The 18661-nt window shown below is 72.0% G+C and carries 14 protein-coding genes and 1 pseudogene; 5 read left to right on the top strand and 10 right to left on the bottom strand.

Features of this window, described 5'->3' with window-relative positions; translation table 11 throughout:
- Nucleotides 1-2: 2 nt before the first annotated feature.
- The 6 genes from ACWDYJ_RS24560 to ACWDYJ_RS24535 form a co-directional block, all read right to left on the bottom strand.
- Nucleotides 3-797, bottom strand: coding sequence for a class I SAM-dependent methyltransferase (locus tag ACWDYJ_RS24560; RefSeq protein ID WP_451567748.1), 795 nt, complete (start codon nt 795-797; stop codon nt 3-5).
- Entirely contained in the window at nt 794-2308 is a 1515-nt protein-coding gene (locus tag ACWDYJ_RS24555) for a condensation protein (RefSeq protein ID WP_451567747.1), read from the bottom strand. The genes ACWDYJ_RS24560 and ACWDYJ_RS24555 overlap by 4 nt, the downstream gene beginning before the upstream one ends.
- Nucleotides 2305-6591: an alpha-(1->3)-arabinofuranosyltransferase domain-containing protein gene (locus ACWDYJ_RS24550; RefSeq protein WP_451567746.1), complete on the bottom strand. Its 4287-nt coding sequence runs from the start codon at nt 6589-6591 to the stop codon at nt 2305-2307. The genes ACWDYJ_RS24555 and ACWDYJ_RS24550 overlap by 4 nt, the downstream gene beginning before the upstream one ends.
- Nucleotides 6592-6613: 22 nt before the next feature.
- Complete coding sequence (locus tag ACWDYJ_RS24545; protein ID WP_451567745.1) at nt 6614-7363, bottom strand: class I SAM-dependent methyltransferase; 750 nt, start codon at nt 7361-7363, stop codon at nt 6614-6616.
- Nucleotides 7356-8582 (bottom strand): glycosyltransferase family 4 protein, encoded by a 1227-nt coding sequence (locus tag ACWDYJ_RS24540; RefSeq protein ID WP_451567744.1) that lies wholly within the window; start codon nt 8580-8582, stop codon nt 7356-7358. The genes ACWDYJ_RS24545 and ACWDYJ_RS24540 overlap by 8 nt, the downstream gene beginning before the upstream one ends.
- A gap of 246 nt (nt 8583-8828) precedes the next feature.
- Entirely contained in the window at nt 8829-9782 is a 954-nt protein-coding gene (locus ACWDYJ_RS24535; RefSeq protein WP_451567743.1) for a DUF3068 domain-containing protein, read from the bottom strand.
- Between the two features lie 237 nt (nt 9783-10019).
- Here ACWDYJ_RS24535 and ACWDYJ_RS24530 point away from each other — a divergent pair, with 237 nt between their 5' ends.
- On the top strand, nt 10020-10202 hold the full coding sequence (locus ACWDYJ_RS24530) for a hypothetical protein (RefSeq protein WP_451567742.1): 183 nt from the start codon (nt 10020-10022) through the stop codon (nt 10200-10202).
- Between the two features lie 88 nt (nt 10203-10290).
- Nucleotides 10291-11478 (top strand): helix-turn-helix domain-containing protein, encoded by a 1188-nt coding sequence (locus ACWDYJ_RS24525; RefSeq protein WP_451567741.1) that lies wholly within the window; start codon nt 10291-10293, stop codon nt 11476-11478.
- 122 nt (nt 11479-11600) lie between these two features.
- On the opposite strand, the gene ACWDYJ_RS24520 is transcribed toward ACWDYJ_RS24525, so the two are convergent.
- Together ACWDYJ_RS24520 and ACWDYJ_RS24515 are read right to left on the bottom strand one after the other, a co-directional pair.
- Nucleotides 11601-12887 carry a DUF2716 domain-containing protein gene (locus ACWDYJ_RS24520; RefSeq protein ID WP_451567740.1) on the bottom strand — a complete coding sequence of 429 codons (1287 nt, stop codon included), beginning with the start codon at nt 12885-12887 and terminating at the stop codon, nt 11601-11603.
- Between the two features lie 85 nt (nt 12888-12972).
- Nucleotides 12973-14490 carry a hypothetical protein gene (locus ACWDYJ_RS24515; RefSeq protein WP_451567739.1) on the bottom strand — a complete coding sequence of 506 codons (1518 nt, stop codon included), beginning with the start codon at nt 14488-14490 and terminating at the stop codon, nt 12973-12975.
- A gap of 157 nt (nt 14491-14647) precedes the next feature.
- Here ACWDYJ_RS24515 and ACWDYJ_RS24510 point away from each other — a divergent pair, with 157 nt between their 5' ends.
- Complete coding sequence (locus ACWDYJ_RS24510) at nt 14648-15760, top strand: sensor histidine kinase (RefSeq protein ID WP_451567738.1); 1113 nt, start codon at nt 14648-14650, stop codon at nt 15758-15760.
- A gap of 4 nt (nt 15761-15764) precedes the next feature.
- A complete protein-coding gene (locus ACWDYJ_RS24505; protein ID WP_451567737.1) occupies nt 15765-16445 on the top strand; it encodes a response regulator transcription factor in 681 nt (226 codons plus the stop codon).
- 131 nt (nt 16446-16576) lie between these two features.
- Here ACWDYJ_RS24505 and ACWDYJ_RS24500 read toward each other — a convergent pair whose 3' ends face one another.
- Nucleotides 16577-16792: a hypothetical protein gene (locus ACWDYJ_RS24500; RefSeq protein WP_451567736.1), complete on the bottom strand. Its 216-nt coding sequence runs from the start codon at nt 16790-16792 to the stop codon at nt 16577-16579.
- 385 nt (nt 16793-17177) lie between these two features.
- On the opposite strand from ACWDYJ_RS24500, the gene ACWDYJ_RS24495 reads away from it, so the two are divergent.
- Nucleotides 17178-18053 carry a helix-turn-helix domain-containing protein gene (locus ACWDYJ_RS24495; RefSeq protein WP_451567735.1) on the top strand — a complete coding sequence of 292 codons (876 nt, stop codon included), beginning with the start codon at nt 17178-17180 and terminating at the stop codon, nt 18051-18053.
- Nucleotides 18054-18244: 191 nt separating this feature from the next.
- Here ACWDYJ_RS24495 and ACWDYJ_RS24490 read toward each other — a convergent pair.
- Nucleotides 18245-18661 (bottom strand): annotated as a pseudogene (locus ACWDYJ_RS24490) (hypothetical protein); the annotation flags it as partial.

The raw sequence follows: 18661 nt of genomic DNA, 5'->3' as shown, positions 1-18661 counted from the left end.
GGCTACACCTTTCTCGCATGGACGAGGAGGATCGAGGCGAGGGACGGCAGCCCGCAGGCCAGTCGGTCCAGCGGGCGGAGCGGACGCGGCACCCCGTGGAACGGCGCACCGGCGAACGCGACCACCTCGAACCCGGACGCCGCCACGAACTCACGCAGCGCGCGTGCCGTGTACAGCCGCAGATGGCCCACGACCTCGCTGCCCGGTCTGCCGTGGATGCGCCGCAGACTGACCTCGGAGAACACCGGCTGGACTCCGGCGAGCAGCAGCGCGCGGTTGTACCAGGCGCCGAGGTTGGGCGTCGAGAGCATCAGGTGCCCGCCGGGCCGCAGCACCCTGTGCAGTTCGTCGAGGGCGCTGTCGGGGTCGACGAGGTGCTCGACGACCTCGCTGAACAGCACGGCGTCGGCGCTGCCGGAGGCGAACGGCAATCCGCTGCCGGTCAGTTCGCCGCGGACGACCTGGCTCAGGCGCGGCGCCGCCCGGCGCAGGGCGTCCTGCGACCAGTCGATCCCCACGATGCGGTGCCCGCCGAGTACGCGGGCCGCGGTCGCGCCGGCGGAGCCGTCGCCGCAGCCCACGTCGAGCACGGTGGCGGCCGGGCGGCCGGGCCCCACGGGGCCGAGCGCGGTGGCAAGCATCCGGGCCTGGCGCACGGTACGGGCTTCCCCGGATGCGACGGGAACTGCGGGGTTCTCGTAGAAGTCGCGCAGGCCGGGGACGCGGGGGCACGGCGAGGTCACCGCCGCCCCGGAAGATTTCCCGGTTGCCGGGGAGCCGGTGGCTGAGGGGGTCATGACGGCCTTTCGTGGTGGTTCTGGGTGGGGTGGGCGCCACCCGCTGTCGGCTCCGGATGCCGTGTGCCGTCGTGGTACGGCCCGCCCCTGGTGAGGGACGCCGCGGCCAGCGATTCCTCGAACAGACCCGCCAGTTCCGCGCCGGCCGCGTCCCCGAGGAGCGCCCGCGACCAGCGCAGTGTCACGTGCAGCCGCCCGCCGGTGGAAGCCGCCGCGACGCTCAGCCCGCGCGGCATCCGCGCCGGTGCGGAGAACCACACGGCCGTCGCCCGGCCCGCGTGGCCGAAGTCCAGTGCGTACGGCACGCGTCCGATGTTGGTGACCAGTGCCGTCGAGGTCCAGGGTGCGGCCGCCCACCGTGCGCCGCGGGTGAGTACGCCCCGGATGCCGACCGGCAGCAGCGGTGCGGTCAGCAGTCCCGCCCCGGCACCCAGGGGGGAGCCGTGGGTCGATGTCAGCGCGCGGGTGCGCCGGGCGGTGGTGCGCAGCAGCCGGTCCACGGCTGCCGGGTCGGGGTGCTCACCGAGCAGCAGGTCCGAGTCGCGCGGGTCTTCGGCGGCCATGGCCACCTCGACGAGCCGCGTTCCGTTGCCCATCGGCATCTCCGTACCGCGCGGGCGGTCGTCGACGGGCATCGTGAGCCGTACCGGACCGGCGGGGCGGCCGTGCGCGGTGTTCCAACGGCCCACCATCAGGGCGACGGCGACCAGCAGTTGGTCGTTGACGGTCCAGGGCGGGAGGTTCCCGGTCCGCGCCGCGCGCGGCGGAACGGGCAGGTCCGCCTGCAGCATGCCGTTTCCCACGGCGCGGGCGCGTACCGGCTCGGGGCGGGAGTCGGGTGCGACCCGTGCCGGGCGCGTGCGTACGGTGCGGCCGGTGCCGCGGGTTCCGCTCGGAGCCGGGCCCGTGCGGTCCGGGCGGGCCCGCCCGGGGACCGGGAGGGCCGCCGTGGCGCCGTACCGTTCGGCGGTCGTGGCGAGCACCCGCAGCCCCGACGGGGCGTCGAGAGCGGTGTGGTGCAGCGTCAGCAGCAGTACGGTCCCGGCTGCGGTTGCGGTTCGGGTGGGCCCGCTCTGCGGCGACGGCTCGCGGGCGGTGCTTCCCCCGGCCTCCTCTACGACGTCCAGGCGCATCGGCGGCGACAGGGTGAGCGAGGGGCAGTCCGTCAGGGCCCGCGCCCTGGCCTGCGCCAGGGCGTCGGGTCCCCGTCCCGCGAAGTGCACCGGTTCGCCGTCCGGTTCGCCGGTCAGCTCCCACGCGAAGGACCGTCGGTGCCCGCGGCCGGGTACCTCCCGCACCAGCGCCCTGGGGTGCGTCAGCAGTGCCTGCCGGAACGCGGCGCGCAGCCGTGCCGGGTCCAGCCGTCCGGGCAGGTGGACCTCGATGTGCACGCTCTCCGGCTCGTCGCCGCTGAGGCAGTGCCGCGACACCTCGTCGACGGTCGGAAAGGGGATCCGGACCCCGCCGGGAGGGGTTGTCCCCCTCCCGGCGTTGGTCCACGGTGCGGTCACGAAGAGGCACCGCCGTCCGGCTGCCGGAGGGGCGGCTCGGGCCAGCCCCCGTCGCCGGTGCTTCCCGGCCCGGCCGTGAGCACCGGTCCGGCTTCCGGTGCCCGGGTGCCGTCGTCGTCCGCCTGTCCGGGGGCCTCGGACGGCCCGTCGGGCCCGGCCGCCGGCCGCACCGCCGTCACCAGCGCGGCGGACAGCGCCACCAGCGCGAGCACCTGCGCGAGGCCGCTGTACGCGCCTTCCCCGGCGGCGACCGGTTCCCCGGCGCCGAGGGCCGCGACCAGGCCGGCTCCGGCCATCGCCGCCGCCGCGGTCGGCACCAGCACGGCCGGCCGGAACCGCGCCGCCACGGCGAGTACGGGCACGACCAGGGCCAGCGGCCCCGCCGCCACCGCGACGACCGCGGTCAGGGCCAGCGTTCCGAGGAGCATCCCCGGGGCCGCCGGTTCGGGCTGCGGCTCGCCGGTCCCGCCGTCTTCGCGCCGGCGGCCCACGAAGGCCAGGGCGGCCAGGGCGACGAGCGCGAGCGCACCGCCGATCAGGCCTGCCCGGTACCAACCGGAGGGCTGGAACTCCATGGTCACCGTGCCGGACGCCCCTGCCGGGATCACCCATGCCTGCTGCCAGCCGTCGAGGCGCACCGGCTTCAGCTCCGCGCCGTCCAGGGTGGCCTTCCAGCCGTCGTTGGCGTTCTCGTAGGTCCGCAGGTACGCGGCCGCGCCGGAGCCCGCCGACACCGAGACGGTCCGCCTGTCGTCGGTCCAGCTGGTGACGGTCGCCTCGCGACCGGCGGCTCCCTGCAGTGCCTGCGGAGTGCCGCGGGTCAGCGTGACATCGGTGATCGCCAGCGGGCCGGCGTCATCGGCCTCCACCTCGTGGTCGCCGGCCGGGAGCTCCAGGGTGCCGTCCGCCTCCTCCCCCGCGCAGAGGGAGACGGCGACGGGGCGCCGCTCAGTGAGGTCGCGGACGAGTCCGGAGGCCTTCGTCTTGTGCAGGACACCGCCCACGGCGAGGTCCGGGCCCTGACCGCACGGCAGCGAGAAGCCGGCGGACGGCGCCGGCCGCGGGACCTGCAGGTCGGCCAGTGCGGGAACGTGCACCTCGCTCAGCCCGACCGGCAGCTGCACCTGCGCGTTCGCCACCGGATTGTGGACGGTGAGCGGGGCGACGCGGCTGATGGTGATGTCGAGGCGGTCCGTCTCGATCGCCGGGAAGCGGACCCGTCCGTTCTCGTCCACGTCGGCCACCGCGGCGCCGTGCGGGGAGGTGACCATCACCTGCTCGGGCCGGGTGGACACCCCGCCCGCCGCCACGAGGATGATCTCGTCGATCTTCTTCATCCCGGGCCAGGTGAGGTGGACGACCGGCCGGTCGCCCGCGATCCAGGCAGTCGTCAGATCGCCGTCGACCAGGTGGCGTGCTCCCAGTGACGTGCCGCTGCGGCTGGTGGAGTCCACAGTGGCCGTCACCCGGTCCTTCGGTCCGGGGGCCGCACGGTCGAGCAGTGCGTCCAGTGCGCCGCCGGGCACGGCGACGGCTCTCGCCGACACCGCGTACTGGCCCGCTTCCCCGGTGCTGAATTGCCGGTGCAGTCCCACCTCGGCCGATGCGGGCGACAGGCCGCCCGCGTCGGTGCCGCGGTGTATGGAGTACAGGCTCGCCGCCGCGTCGGTGCGCTCCCCGTCGGCAGGCAGCACCAGCATGCGCGTCACCTGCACGTCCGGGATCGACACCTCGGAGAATCCGGCCCCGGAGAGGCCCGGGCGGGCCTGCTGCGCCGCAAGGATGGTGATCTCCATCCAGGAGGCCTCGCCGGCGGGGGCCTTGACGGTCTGCGGCAGGCCGTTCGTCCTCAGGGGGCTGTCGGCCGAACCGCGGTCGGTCTTGATCCGCACCTGCGTGGGCGCCGCCCGCATGGCGTCACCCGGCAGGGGCGTCAGCTGGAGCGAGGCGGGGACGTCGGTCGGCCGGTCGAATTCCACTCTGAGCCACTGTCCGACCGGCTCGCCCGCGCTGCCCTCGGCCCAAGCCGTATCGGGGTTGCCGTCGAAGGCGTTCACCGGGTCGAACTGCGGCAGGTGGAACAGCCAGTTGCCGCTGCTGGAGGCCGTGACAGCGCGGGCGCCGCGCAGCACCGCCGTCGTCTGGTGGTCGGTGCCCTCCGACGGCAGGATCTGCTTGGGCTCCTCGCCCGGGTTCTGCAGGCTGCCGGAGTGGTTGCGCTCGTTCGCGGTGTAGGTGTACGAGGTGTTGTTGTTGACCAGGCCGAACCGGGTGTCGGCTCGGCGCAGCCCGTCCGCGACCGCCTTCACCGGTGCGACGAGGCCCTTGGGAAGCCCGTCCCCGGCCAGTACGGCGGGCCGGTCGACCATCGAGGGGTCGGCGGACAGCTGGAGCAGCGCCTCGGGTCCGCCGCTGACCACGGCCGTGTCGGCCACGGCCGAGACACCGACCCGGTCGGCGCGCGCGGCGCGGTCCTGCGGCTGGTAGATCTCCACGGCCTGGAGCCGCGGGTAGAGCGCCTGCACCTGGAGCGGGGTGTCGGCGGCGATGCGTCCGCCGGTCACCAGCGGGCCGAACCCGGTGACCCTGCGGTAGCCGGACGACTCCAGGGTCCGCTTGACCGTCTGCGGCGGGACCCAGCCGATCTGATCGGGGTCGAGGTCGTTGCGGACGACCACCTCGTGCATGCCGGCCCGTGCCAGGTATGCCTGGAGGCCGGGGACCTCGGTGCCGGACAGCAGCGCCTGTTCGACGGCGTCCGTCATACGGCGTGCCCCGGGAGTGCCGAAGGGGACGAAGTCCCGCTGCGCCCAGGGGGTGTCGGCCAGCACGTCGAACGGCTGGTCGATGGGGGAACCCCAGGTGTAGATGCCGTGCGCCGTCGCCGGTACCACCAGTGCCCGGCTGTGCGGGGCGTTGTCCTTGAGCCAGTCGGCGGCCTTCGCCCAGTGGGCGGGCAGTCCGGTGAACGCCCCGGGCTGCAGGACCGAGCCGTTGACGTACGGGAGCGCCAGACCGGGCAGGACCAGCGCCGCCGCGGCCGCGGGCACCCAGCGGCGACCGCGGAGTGCACGGGAACCCTTGCTGACGGACAGCACGGCTGTCAGATGGGCCAGTCCGAGGGCGAGCGCGAGGGCCAGTCCCGGCTGGAACTTGTAGATGTTGCGGAACGGCTTCAACGGCCCGTCCAGCCAGCCTTGGACGACACCGTGGAACGGACCGCCGAAGGCTCCGCCGTACCCGGCGAGCGTGATCAGGACGACGGCCAGGACGGTCAGCAGCAGCCAGCGGCGCTCCGGCAGGTCCCGCCGGGCCAGGCCCGCCAGTCCCAGCGCCGCGGCGAACGCCGAACCGAGCACGGCGACGACGGAGGTCGCAACCGTCCAGCCGGCCGGCAGCCATGCGTCACCGAAGTTCAGGTACGCCACCCAGTTGCCGGCGCCGCGCAGCAGCTCGGTCGCGGACATGGTGGCGGTGGTGGTGTCGGCCTGCTCGACGTACGGCATGAAGTTCTCGCCGTGGATGCCGAGCAGGAGCAGCGGCACCACCCACCACGCGGTGGCCAGCACGACCCCGGGTATCCACCAGCCCAGCAGCGCACGCCGGCGCCGGCCGGGCGGCCGGCTGAGCAGGTACAGGCCCACGGGCAGCAGCGCGGCCAGGGTCGAGGCGGCGTTCACGCCGCCCATGAAGGGGATGAGCAGCGCCGAACGCGCGGCGGCCGTCCGGGGGCTCAGGGCCGCGGACGTCAACGGCAGCAGCACCCAGGGCAGCAGGGCGCCGGGCAGCGCGGCGGCGGACGTCGATCCGACGACGATGGTGAAGGTGGGCCACAGCGCGTAGACCACCGCCGCGACGACCCGGGACGCGGGCGTACCCACGCGCAGCCGTTCGGCGAGCCTGAGCGCTCCCCAGAAGGCGGCGGTCACGATGACGGACAGCCAGAGCCGCTCGGCCAGCCAGACCGGCACCTGGAGCAGGTCCATGAACGCGTAGTAGGGAAGGGCCGGGAAGGCGTAGCCGACGTACTGGTTGGCTATGCCGCCGAGGCCCACGTTGCCGTTCCACAGCGAACCGAGGTCGCCGATGAAGCGCCAGGGGTCGAGGGCGACGCCGAGTTTGGTCTCGAACGTCATCTTTCCCGGTGACACCGACAGAAACGCCACCAGTACGACGGCCCAGAAGCCGAACAGCAGGCGTCGTCCGCGCGGCTCGCCGGACGCCTCCGACGGCGTCGGGCCGGGCTGCGGCGCCCGGGTGGGCGCCTGGACCGCAGTGGTCATGACCGTTCCTCGCTTCGCATGCTCATGGGCTTCGCCTGAGAATCAGCAACAGATTCCAGGTGGCGATCTCGCGGAGTCCCGGCACCCGGGTGATCGTGCTCGCGAAGAACGGCCAGTAACGCGATCGTGCCGAGACGACCTGCACGTCGTCGCGGCCGCGGACGTGCCGCAGGGTGGGACCGATGTGGACGGCGAAGAGGTTCTCGCCGAGGGTGTGCTTCGCCTCGCGGCCGGTGCGCCGTTCGTAGCGCGCGCGGGCCCGGTCGGCGCCGAGATAGTGCCAGGGTGCGGTCTCGTGACCTCCCCAGGGGGAGAGCCAGTTGGTGAACGACAGGTAGATCAGTCCGCCGGGGCGGGTGACCCGCGCCATCTCGCTGATGAACGTCTGCGGGTCCGAAACGTGCTCCAGCACGTTGGACGAGAAGCACACGTCCGCCGCCCCGTCAGCGAGCGGCAGCAGGTATCCGTCCGCGAGCACCGCATCCTCGGGGGCACGGCCGCGGGCGCTCAACTCCCGCAGGTCGGGCTCGAAGAGGTAGCTCTGCGCGCCACGGCGGCGGAACTCCTCGGTGAAGTGGCCGCTGCCGCCGCCGACATCGACGACGATCTTGCCGGGCAGGTCGATGTGGCGCGCCACCTGCGCGACCGAGTCGCGGGCCAGCAGCGTGTAGCACCGCTCGGGATCGGTGGGTTCGCGCATGAACGCCCGGAAGAGGGCGGCCGACCGCCTCAGCGACGGGTCCTTGAACCCGCGTTCGGTGATCTCAGCCATGGCCGGCCTTGCCGCGTCCCGGCCTGGCGGCGCGGGCCGCGGCCTCGGCAGCGACCGCCTGGAACTGACGGACCGTCGCGCTCCAGCGGAAACGCTTGGCACGCTGGGCGGCGGCACGTCCCATGGACGCGCGCCGGTCGCCGCTGAGGGACAGGGCGCACCACGCGGCGGCGAACGAACTCTCGCCCCGGGCGAGCACACCGGTCTCCCCGTCCACGACGGAGTCGCACAGACCGGGTATGTCGAAGCCGATCGCGGGGGTGGCCCGGGCGGCCGCCTCAATGACGACCAGCCCCCAGCCCTCGACAAGGGAGGGGTGCAGCAGGAGCCACGCCTCGCACATCAGGCGGTGCTTCTCGGCGTCCGACACCCGGCCGGCGAAGGTCACGGCGGGACCGGCCATGGCCTCCAGCCGCTCCCGCTCGGGGCCGTCGCCCACGATGACGAGCCGACCTCCGGTGACGGGGCGGACCCGCTCCCACAGCCTGAGGAGCAGGTCGATGCGCTTGTAATCCACCAGCCGTCCGACGGCCAGGAACAGCGGTTCCTTCGCCTCGGGCAGCAGGGGGCCGGGGTCTTCGACACCGTTGTTGACGATCCGGATGCGGTCCGCGGACACGCCGATACCGCGCAGCTCGGCGGCGGTCGACTCGGAGACGGCCACCATCAGGTTGTCCCGGTGGGTGCCTGCCAGTGCCCAGTGCTCCAGCCTGCGTCCGAGCCGTGCCGCCGGGCCCGGGTAACGCATCTGCCAAAGATCGGTGTGTACGTGGTTGACCAGGCACAACGTCGGTCCGCGGTGCCAGAGCGGCGCCAGGTACGGCATGCCGTTGCACACTTCCACCAGCAGATCGCAGTCGCCGACCTCGCGGGCGAGGGTCGCCTTGGCGCGCAGGAAGTGACCTGCGTCACCTCCCGCCGAGACCACCCGGTAGTCGCGTGCGGCGGCCGGGCCGCCGCACACCAGCGTGACCTCGTGGCCGTCGGCGGTCAGACCGTCGGCGATCCGGTCGATGAGCAGTTCCGAGCCGCCGGCGGCCCGGTTGGCCAGGTCGCGGCGGGCAAGGAAGGTGATCCGATGCGGCAGGGCCGCTGCGGGCGGTGCGGTGTGCGGGTCGGCGGCGAGGGGGCCGGCGACGGGGGCGCCGGTGCGGGATTGAGGGGGGACGGGAAGGGAGTCCTTCTGGCCGGGGGCCAGAGCGGACGCGCGCTGGGGCATAGGGGTGCTCCAACTCGGCGGCTGCGGGAGGCAGGCGGGTGAGGGATGGCCGGGCTTCCGGGGATGAAGCGCTGGGCTGGCTCGGTGTGCGGGTGCTGTGGTCCTGCGCGGGCAGCGGTGCTTAGGTGGGCGGTTTCGCCAGGTAACACTGGCCTTACCGAGGGGTAACGTCAGTGTTCGGTTCGCGATTCGTTCCGGCTACTCACGCTGGTGACAATTCCGACGCGTTCGAGATGCGCAGTTTCATCACTCTGATGAGTACTGCGGCCGTCGGCCCCGCACCAGCAGCACCGCGCCGGCAGCGATCAGCAGACCGCCCGCGATCCCGCCCGCCACGGGCGCGGTCTCACCGAGCAGCTTCAGCTGGCCGCTGCCTTCGGAGGCCAGCTTGACCTGCTCGCGCCGGGTCGCCTCGGTGAACTCCAGCCGCTCGCTCGACAGCAGCGTGACCGCGTCCTCCTGCGAACCCGGGGCCCTCAGGGTCTTCGTCGGCGCGAGCGCGGCGTTCATGATCCGGCCCGTCCGCGGGTCCACGGTCAGCTCGATCCGAGTGTTCGAGTACCACTCCTCGGCCGCCACCTGACCCGGCTTCGAGCTGCCCACGAGCACGCCGGGCACCAGACGGGTGCCCGTCACGGTGGCCTTGACGGCGCCGACGAAGCGGTAGCCCTCATGCCCGTCGATCCTGGTGACCGCGTCGAACTCCAGCGGCACGGTGGCGCCCAGGCTGCTGTCCCACCAGGCGTAGGTGCGCTTCTCCACGTCGAACGGGAACTTCAGGTAGGCCTCGCCCTCGAACCGGGGCTTCTCCTCGCAGCAGTGCACCGGGAGGTTCGTCCGGCGGTCGGTCACCCAGCGTTCGGTGGTCCACTGCAGGGACTTCCGCGGGTCGGCCAGGGGCAGGGTCTTCGGCGTATCGATCTGGGTCGACACGTCCCAGACCGCGTTTCCGCTGCGCTCGCTGCCGGCGACGTCCCCCACCACCCGGCGGGTGATCGTGAGCTTCCGGTCCTCGACGGTGGACACGGACCCGGTGTCGAAATAGCTGCCGCGGCCTTCGAAGACCGTGGTGGAGACGGTATCGGTCGGCGTGCGCTTGGCGCGCGGTTCGACGTACCAGACGAGCAGTTGGGTGAGCACCAGCAGAAAGACACCGGCACCCAGCAGGATCAGGGACAGAGGCGATATGGAACGACGCATGCGGGTACTCCGATACGGACGCGAGATGCGGGAGTTCGGGGCGGTGCGGGAACGGCCGCGCGTACGGATCACAACCCGTCCGGGGCGATAAGCGACTTACCCGGTGGTAACACTGCCGTGAACGGCGAAGCTAGGTGGAGCTTGACCACCTGTCAATGCGCCTCGCATACTGACCGCGCCGGACCGGGCCGGCGCGCTGGGTGACAGACCTCACCGACTGAGAGGCCGATCATCCCCATGTCCAGACTGCTCGCCGCCTTCCTGACCTGCGTCGCCGCTGCCGCTCTGGCGACAGGCGCCGCGTTCGGAATCGTCGCCGCTCTCGACGCCACGCCCGAGCAGCAGAACGTGCCGCTCGTCACATTCCCCGACCCGCCCACCGACGGGCCGTCCGGCACGCAGGGCCCCGGGGCGGACTAAATTGTGCCCGGGCAGGCCGGCTGGCCGAGCCCCGGGAGACCGCACATCCTGGAGCAGTGGATTGGAAGCCTCGTCAGCGTGGCGCAACGTGCCACGGGAACGGATCCGGCGGTTCGCCGACCGCGCCCTGGAGGAAATCCCCAAGCTGGCACAGGACATCCTCGTCGAGATCCGGCGGGAATACCCGGGCCTGGTGTTCATCGTCGACGAGTCCGGAGAGCCGAAGGCCCTGGTGGCGATCCGGCACGCGCTCCAGCTCTTCGTGGAGCAGATGACCACCGGCTCGGACCGTCCGAGCGCCCTTCCCGAGATGTTCCGGGACTTCGGGCGCGGCGAGGTCGCGCACGGGCGCAGCCTGGACTCCCTGCAGGGGATCTACCGGCTGGGCGTGCGGCTTTCCTGGCGGCGCATGGCGGAGATCGGGCAGGAGGCCGAGATCCCGTCCTCGGCCATGTACGAGCTCGCCGAGTCCGCGTTCGAGTATCTCGACGTGATAGTGGCCCAGTCCGTACGCGGCTACGCCGAGGCCGTCGCCCGCCAGGCCGGGGAGCGGCTGCGCCTGCAGCGCCTCCTCGTCGATCTCCTGCTCTCCGAGCACCGCTCGGATCCGTCCGCCGTCCTTTCCGACCGCGCGGCAGACGTGGGCTGGCAGCTGCCCGAGAAGGTTGCGGTGGCCGTGCTGCTCCGCCCTGCCGCGGAGGCGGTCGCCCCTGCCGTGGGCGACGAGGTGCTGTTCGACATGGAGGGCGAGAGGCCGCGCCTGGTCGTACCGGACCCGGATGCCCCCGGACGCGCAGAGCTGCTGCACCGGGCCGTCACCGGCTGGTCCGGCGCGATCGGCCCCTCGGTTCCCGTGGCGGAGGCCGCCACGTCGCTGCGCTGGGCAGAGACCGCCGTCCGCATGATCGAGCAGGGTGTCCTGCCACGAGGGCGGCTCCTGCACTGCGCCGAGCACGGCGAAGCCCTGGTACTGCTGCCCGCAGGCGAGCTGATCGACGATCTGGCACGGCGGCGGCTGGCGCGGCTGGACGAGGTCGGCGGCCCGGCACACGCCCACCGCCTCGCCGAAACACTGCTGGCCTGGCTGGAAACGCGGGGTGGCGCCCCGGAGGTGGCCGCCCGGCTCGGGGTCCACCCGCAGACCGTGCGCTACCGGCTGAGACAGCTCCGTGAGCTGTTGGGCGACGACCTGGACGACCCGGACCGCCGCTTCGAACTGGAACTGGTGCTGCGCACCCGGCGACTACGCGGAGACCTCGCCCCACCGCCCGACTGACCTCGGGCGATGCCGGTGGACTGCCTGCGGCGGACACCTCCCTCGCATGCGGACAGGACTGGCTGCGAGATCGTTCCCGGCCTGCTGTGGTGCTCGTGTCCGACCGCGGACCTGGGTCGCGCTCAGTGGCGGTGCCTGACCGGTTCTCCGAGCAAGTCGGTCAGCTCGGCCCCGACGGCTGCGAGCAGCGAGGTTCCCCAGACAGTCAGGGTCTGCTCCCAGGGGTGTCCGAAGGTACCCAGGCGCAGGTCATGGGTGAGGTGGAGGTAGTAGTCGCCGTTGGGATAGGTACCTTCGCCGGGCCGGGGCGGCCGTCCGGGGATGTCGGTGCGGCGGGGGTCGTAGCGGTAGCCGTCGTGCTGCCAGTCCAGCCAGTACACGAACTCCCCGGGCTCGGTGGCGGCGAGGAGTCCGCGGCGGACGATCGCGTCGAGCTCCGCGGGGAGGTCCGGGACCAGCCGGTGGTGGGAGTGCAGGTTCCAGACGGCTGAGGGGGAGGGGTCTGTGATCGCGGGCCGGTAGGTGGTGCTCGGCTTGAAGTCGAAGTCCGCGTGGAAGCGGTCCCACAGCGGACCGTCGTCGTGGAGCCAGTCGAGGAATTGCGCGGGGCGGGTTGCCTCGGGGGTGCCCGGCGGGCGCCAGTGGTAGGAGCGGACGGTGGTGGCCTCGGTGAAGCCTGCCTCCAGAAGCCGCGCGCACAGAGGCCCGTCGGCCTCGGCGAGGAGGGCTGTGCCCCGCCAACGCCTGCGCCACTCGTCGGTGCGGGCCCTGACGAAATCCGCGTCGCCGCGGGTCAGACCGCCCACGACGGCGAAGGGGCAACCTTCTTCGGGGTGCATCCAGGCGACGGCGACGACGAGGCCGTCCTCCAACAGGACCTCGATGAACACGTCACCGTCATCCGAGGCGCCGTCCGCGATCATCTCCGCGTAGGGCATCGCGTGGGGGCCCGGGGACCCGACGGCGACCTTCCACGCCCGCTCGGCCTGCTCCCGGACGGCGTACAGGTTGTGCACCCCCTGCCGGGGAGGCTCCGCCGCGCGCTCGGGCACCTCGGAGGGCAGGGTGCCGCGTTCCTCGGCGCGCAGGGGGCCGGCGATCAGCACGGAACGCTCCCAGCCCGCAGCGAACCCCGCCGCCGTCAGCGCCGGGCCCAGGTCCGGCGAGTCGTGCCCGTACACCTTCCACTCCACAGGCTCACCGCGCTCCGCGAAGGCGTCCTGCTGGCGGCGCACCAGCCCGGCGACGTCCGTCCCGGGCACGAGGGGGGCGTGCTCGGCCGTGCCGTGCGTCCCGTAGTGCCGGCGCACGACCGGCCCGTCGGCCTCGACCACCAACCCGACCGGATGCCACGCAGGCACCCGGCCCCGCAGCCTGTTCCACTCCGCCCACCGCTCGCACAAATCCACGATCGGAGCCTAGAGGGGCCGAAAGACACCCCAGCGACAGGGCTCTGGATGACCGTATCTGGGCACGTTTCCACGATCGGAGCAGTCACCTCTGGTCTACCGGTTGCTCGGCCCGTTCGTCGCTTTGCGGCAGGCGATTCAGAGCAAGCCCAAAAAGCATCACCGCGTACGCACACAGCACAGCGATCCCGGCCCACCACGGGAGCGGGAAGTATCCGGCGGAGGGCGCGTAGTGGGCGACGACCTGCGGATATTCGATGAGGGTCTGCTGGGTGGCGAAGCCGGCGGCGGGACTGAGCCGCAGCAGCCACTGTGATGGGCCGTCGGCAAGCAGCGGGAAGGAGGTCACGACGTACGGGACCGCGATCGCCACTACAGCGACGAGGATCGCGAGCCAGGCGCGCCGGAGCAGGGCGCCGAGCGCGAGCGCGAGCACGGCGGCGAGGGCGAGCACGGCGGCCGTACCGACGACGACCCGCACCCCGGTGAGCGCGGGCACCGCGATGACCGAGATCCCGTTCCCCTTCAGGATCGCCACGCCGACCGGGATCACGATGCCCACGGCGAGGAGACCGGTCACGAACGTGACGGTTCCGACGACGACCGCCTTCGCCGCGAGCACCCGGCGGGTGACCGGCGCGCCGCGGTACTCGTCGGTGACGAACCGCACTGCGACCACGAGCACGATGAGCAGTCCGAGGGGCAGGCCGCCGAGGGTGCGCTCCACCGGGCGGCCGCCACCCTCGGTACCTCCCGGCCCGATGTCGCCGATGCCGGTGACGGTGATCGTGCCGTTCTCCTCCACCGCCCCGGATGCCTTGTGGTACTTCTCCCAGTCACTCCGGTTCATCTCGCCGACGGCGTCTTTGCTCCAGCCGTCAGCGGAGGGTGCGCCCTTGAGGACGACGTTGTCGAAGGCGCCGCTGGCCTGCGTGAAGCGCACCTGTTCCGTGGCGCCGCCGAGGCCGACAGGCCGCAGCGTCAGGTCGCCGGGAGAGGTGGCGAACAGGCCGACCTGCACGGTCTTGGGCAGCCCGGGCAACTGCGCCGTGCCGACCTTCGCCCACCGCTCGCCGTCGGCGGACTCGTAGCCGGTGATGGTGTCGCCCGACCGCGTCAGCCGCAGCCAGCGCGGCGACTTGGCCGAGACCCCGCCTTCGCTGCCTGCGATGTCATGGCGGTAGTCGTACTGCATCCGCACGCCGTGGCTGCCGGTGAGCATCAACGCCGCGTACGAGGAGCCCTGGCGGACACCGTCCTTGATGATGATCCCGGCCTTCGCCCACGGCACCAGGCCCGGGACGATCTGGTCGTGGTTCGGCGGCGGGTAGGTGATCGTGCCCGTCATGGACGTCATCCGGACCGTGATGCTGCCGTTCTCGCCCAGATCGCGATGCAGGAAGTAGAACTGGTCGCTGACGAGGGAGCCGTCCGGCCCGGTCGGTTCGGCGGGGCACGGGCGGTCGCAGGAGGCGTGGTTGCCGAACGCGTAGAGCAGACCGAGGGTGACGATGGTCAGCGCCGCGGCCGCCATCGAGATCAGTCGGCCCGGACGCCGGAATCTGGTCCACTCCCGCCGGAGCAGTTCGTTGGTCGTAAGCATGGACCCAGTTCTACGGATCCGGCCATAACGTGGTCCGAACGGCCCTTGTCATGTCGCTGTTAGGTGCGGCGGGGCATCCTGAGTCCGGCCGGATCTGAGCGGGAAGAGGACCATGGGCAAGCTGCGGAGCGGGACAGTCGGACGGCGATTCACGATCTTGTACGCTGCGGGGTTCCTCGGGTCCGGAATCGTACTGCTCGCCCTGACCTACCTGATGTCCGGTGGCCGGGTGACCAGCGTCGCTCCTGAACAGCCCCCGACCGGCCAGTCCGGCCTCGCCGCCGCCGAGCAGCAGATCCGGGATCTGGAGAGGCAACTCTCCGACGTGCATGCGCAGCAGAACCACCAGCTGCTGGTCGGCTCGCTGATCGCGCTGGTGGTGATGGTGGGCGTCTCGCTCCTGCTCGGCCGGGTCCTCGCCGGCCGAGTCCTGCGCCCGCTGCGGCTGATCACCGCGGCGACACGGCGGATCTCCGCGGAGAACCTGCATCAGCGGCTCGCCGTGGCCGGACCCGTCGACGAGGTCAAGGAGCTCGCCGACACGGTCGACGGTCTTCTGGAACGCCTCGAAGCCTCATTCGTCGCGCAGCGCCGCTTCGTCGGCAACGCCTCGCACGAACTGCGTACGCCGCTGGCGACGATGCGGGCGTCGCTGGACGTCGCGGTCGCCAAACCCGAGCCTGCGGCGCAGACCGTCGCGCTCGCCGGCCGGTTGCGGACCGAGCTCGACCGGGTGGATCACCTGCTGGACGGCTTCCTCGTCCTTGCACGGGCGCAGCACGGCACCCTGGCCGACCGGACCCGCGTGTCGCTCGGCGTGCTGGCGCGGGAGGCGCTGACCTCCCGGGCCGCCGACATTGCCGCGAAGATGCTGACCGTCGACGACGAGGTGGGGCCCCCGAACGCCTGGACGCGGGGTAGCCCGGCGCTGCTGTCCCGGATGGTGGAGAACATGGTCGACAACGCGATCGTGCACAACCAGGAAGGCGGCTGGATCCGGATCTCCACCGAACACGACGACACCGAGGCACGCCTCGTCGTCGAGACCGGCGGGCGCGTCCTCGACCAGAGCCAGGTAGACCGGCTGACGGAGCCGTTCGAGCGGCTCGTCGCCGACCGGACGGGGTCGGAGCGGAGTTCCGGCCTCGGGTTGTCGATCGTCACGGCGATCGCCGAAGCGCACGGGGGCCGCCTCGCCCTCCTGGCCCGGCCTGAGGGTGGCCTGTGCGCTGCGGCGGCGCTCCCGTCGGCGGCCGGTTCGGAAGGGTGACACGGTGAGGGTTCTGGTCGTGGAGGACGCGCGGTCCCTCGCCGAAGTCGTCGCCGAGGGACTGCGCGACCAGGGGATGGCCGTCGACGTCGCGCACGACGGCCTGGCCGCCGCGGCCAAGCTCGACCTGAACGCCTACGACGTGGTGGTCCTCGACCGCGACCTGCCCGGCATCCACGGCGACACGCTCTGCCAGATGATCACCGATCGGGACGATCGCGCGATGGTGCTGATGCTGACCGCGGCCGGGGCGCCCGGCGACCGGGTCAGCGGTCTCACCCTCGGCGCCGACGACTACCTCGCCAAGCCCTTCCACTTCCCGGAGCTGATCCTGCGCATTCGGTCCCTGGCCCGCCGCAGGCCGGCCGCCCAGCCCCGCACGCTGCGCGCCGCCGGCCTCGAACTCGACCCGGTACGCCGCACCGCCCTCCGCGACGGCCGTCCCCAGGAGCTGTCCGTCAAGGAGTTCGCCGTCCTTGAGGCACTGCTGCGCGCCTGTCCGGGCTTCCTGAGCGCCGAGGACCTGCTGGAACAGGTGTGGGACGAGAACGCCGACCCGTTCACCAACACGGTGACCGTCACCATCGGCCGGTTGCGCCGCAAGCTGGGCAGCCCACCGGTGATCACGACGACGCCTGGGGTGGGCTATCGCATCGCCGAGCCCGGCCCGTCTGATGGGCCGTGATCAGCCAGGGGTCACGGCGGTTCAGACCTCCCGGCCCCCTGGCCTCCGTACTCGCGCATCGGCGGGCAGATGGGCGGCGGCCAGTCCGGCGGAAGGGTCGGCGGAAGCTGACCTGCGTCCCACCGCAATGTTCAGGACCTGAGCGGACCCCCCACATCCGACACCGAGATGTTGTGGCGTGCGGCGATGATGGAAGGGGTCAGCTCCGGGTCGCTGAGGTTGTGCTCGATGAAGGCGTAGATCCGCTGCGAGAGGGCCCGTGCGCGGACTTCGGCGGGGAGGTGCTCCTCGAGCCGACGCAGCTCCCCCGGCGTGCACTGGGGGCCGTGGTCTTCCAGGGCGGTCATGAAAGAGGCCAGTGCCGCAATGCCGCGCACCGACCGCCACAGCGTCGAGCACGGGCCGATACTTCACGGGTGATATCGGAACTGAGCGACATCTCGACGTCACGAGAGCAACCTCTTCTCTCCAGACCAGTCGACAACCGCTCTGTTGCCACGTAGGAAGCCACACGGGACTCAAGCAGGTAAGCGGGCTTTTCCGGCAGATAGGTGGAAGGTCATGGCATCCGGGTGAACCTTGCTCGGGCTGTGCGCGCGGCTGCGTTCGCGCGAGATGACACTCGCCAGGCAGGGCCCGTTGATCATCACTGCGCGGCGAATACGTTCGCCCTGGCCCGGCCGCGGCCATTGCTGTGGCCGGCAGACAGTCCCGAGCCGGAGGTGGACCGCCGTGGCGGTGAACGGAAATCCGACCGTCAGGCGACGCCGGCTGGGCGCGGAGCTGCGCCGGCTCCGCCTGGCCCGTGGCCTGACCAGTACGCAGGTGGCCGAACACCTGTTGATCTCGCAGCCCAAGATCAGCCACTTGGAGAACGGCCGTCGCGCCATCAAGCCGCGTGATGTGCGGGACCTGTGCGGCCTCTACGGAGTTACCGACCCGCAGGTCATCGACTCGTTGATGCGGATGGCCGCGGAAGCGGACCGGCAGGGCTGGTGGGTCGCCTGCGGCGAGGTCCCGTACGCCGTCTACATCGGCCTGGAGACGGCAGCCGCCTCGATCCGCTCCTACGAGCCCCTGGTGATCCCCGACCTGCTGCAAACTCCCGCCTACGCGGCCGCGGTCATCGCGGAAACGATCCCCCTGGCCACGGCTGAACAGATCGCCGTGCGCCGTGAGGTCCGGCTGGGACGTCAGTCCCGGGCCCACCACCCGGGTCGGCCCTTGCGCTTATGGGTGGTACTGGACGAATCCGCACTGCGCCGCGTGATCGGCAGCCCCGAGATCATGCGCGAACAACTTGAGTACCTGAACCATCTGGGCGCGCAGCCGCGCATCACCGTGCAGGTCCTCCCGCACAGCGCGGGAGCCCATCCCGGCGTCTCGGGACAGTTCTCCATCCTCGACTTTCCGGACACCGCCACGGGCACGGTGTATCTGGAAAGGTTCACCAGCGACCTCTACCTGGAGAAACAATCCGACGTGCGGCAGTACACCGCCATGTACGACCACCTTCAAGCCCAAGCCCTGAACCCGGACCACACCCGCCACTTCATCACCCGAGCCGCCCAGGAGCTCCTCGCCGGATCGCTGCCCTACCGGCCGTGATCGCCGCACCGGCCGCAGGTCACCGCGGCGGGGACAGCCTCGCGCAGATAGGGTCGAACGGCCGCGAATCTGTGGAGGAGTCCCGCCCAGCAAGCACGCAGACGCCGGAGAGGCTGTGGGCCTCTGCGGCGTCTGCCGTGCCGGGCGGTTCCCCCGGGACGTACTCCCGGGGGCTACGGGGCTATCAGCCCTCACTTGCCGAGCTTCGCCTTCAGCTCCTCCTTCAGCTGCTTCTTGATCACCTGCTTGTCGACCTTGTTCACCGTGCCGCCCGTGCCCGTGCCGTCCCCGCCCACCGCTGTGGCGTCGCCCTGGTTGATGGCGTCGGCGCTGGCGTTACCGCCGGTGGCGTTACCCGTGGTGATCACACACTTGCCCTTGCAGCTGCCGACACCGGAGTTGGCGTTGCCGCCGGTGGCGGTACCACCCACCGTGGTGTTCTCGGCGTTCGCGTCGCCGCCGGTACCGATGCCGTCGGCGCTGTCGGCAGGGAGGAGGGTGACGGCCTGCGGGACGGCGGCCGGTGCGGCCATCGCGGTCGCCGGCAGGGCGATACCGCCACCCACCAGCGCCAGGGAAGCTCCGGCCAGGACGATACGACGGGTCGA

The organism is Streptomyces sp. NPDC003042 (assembly GCF_053591315.1).
Note: the sequence above shows the minus strand (reverse complement) of the source record. Positions and strands in the feature narration are given on the sequence as shown.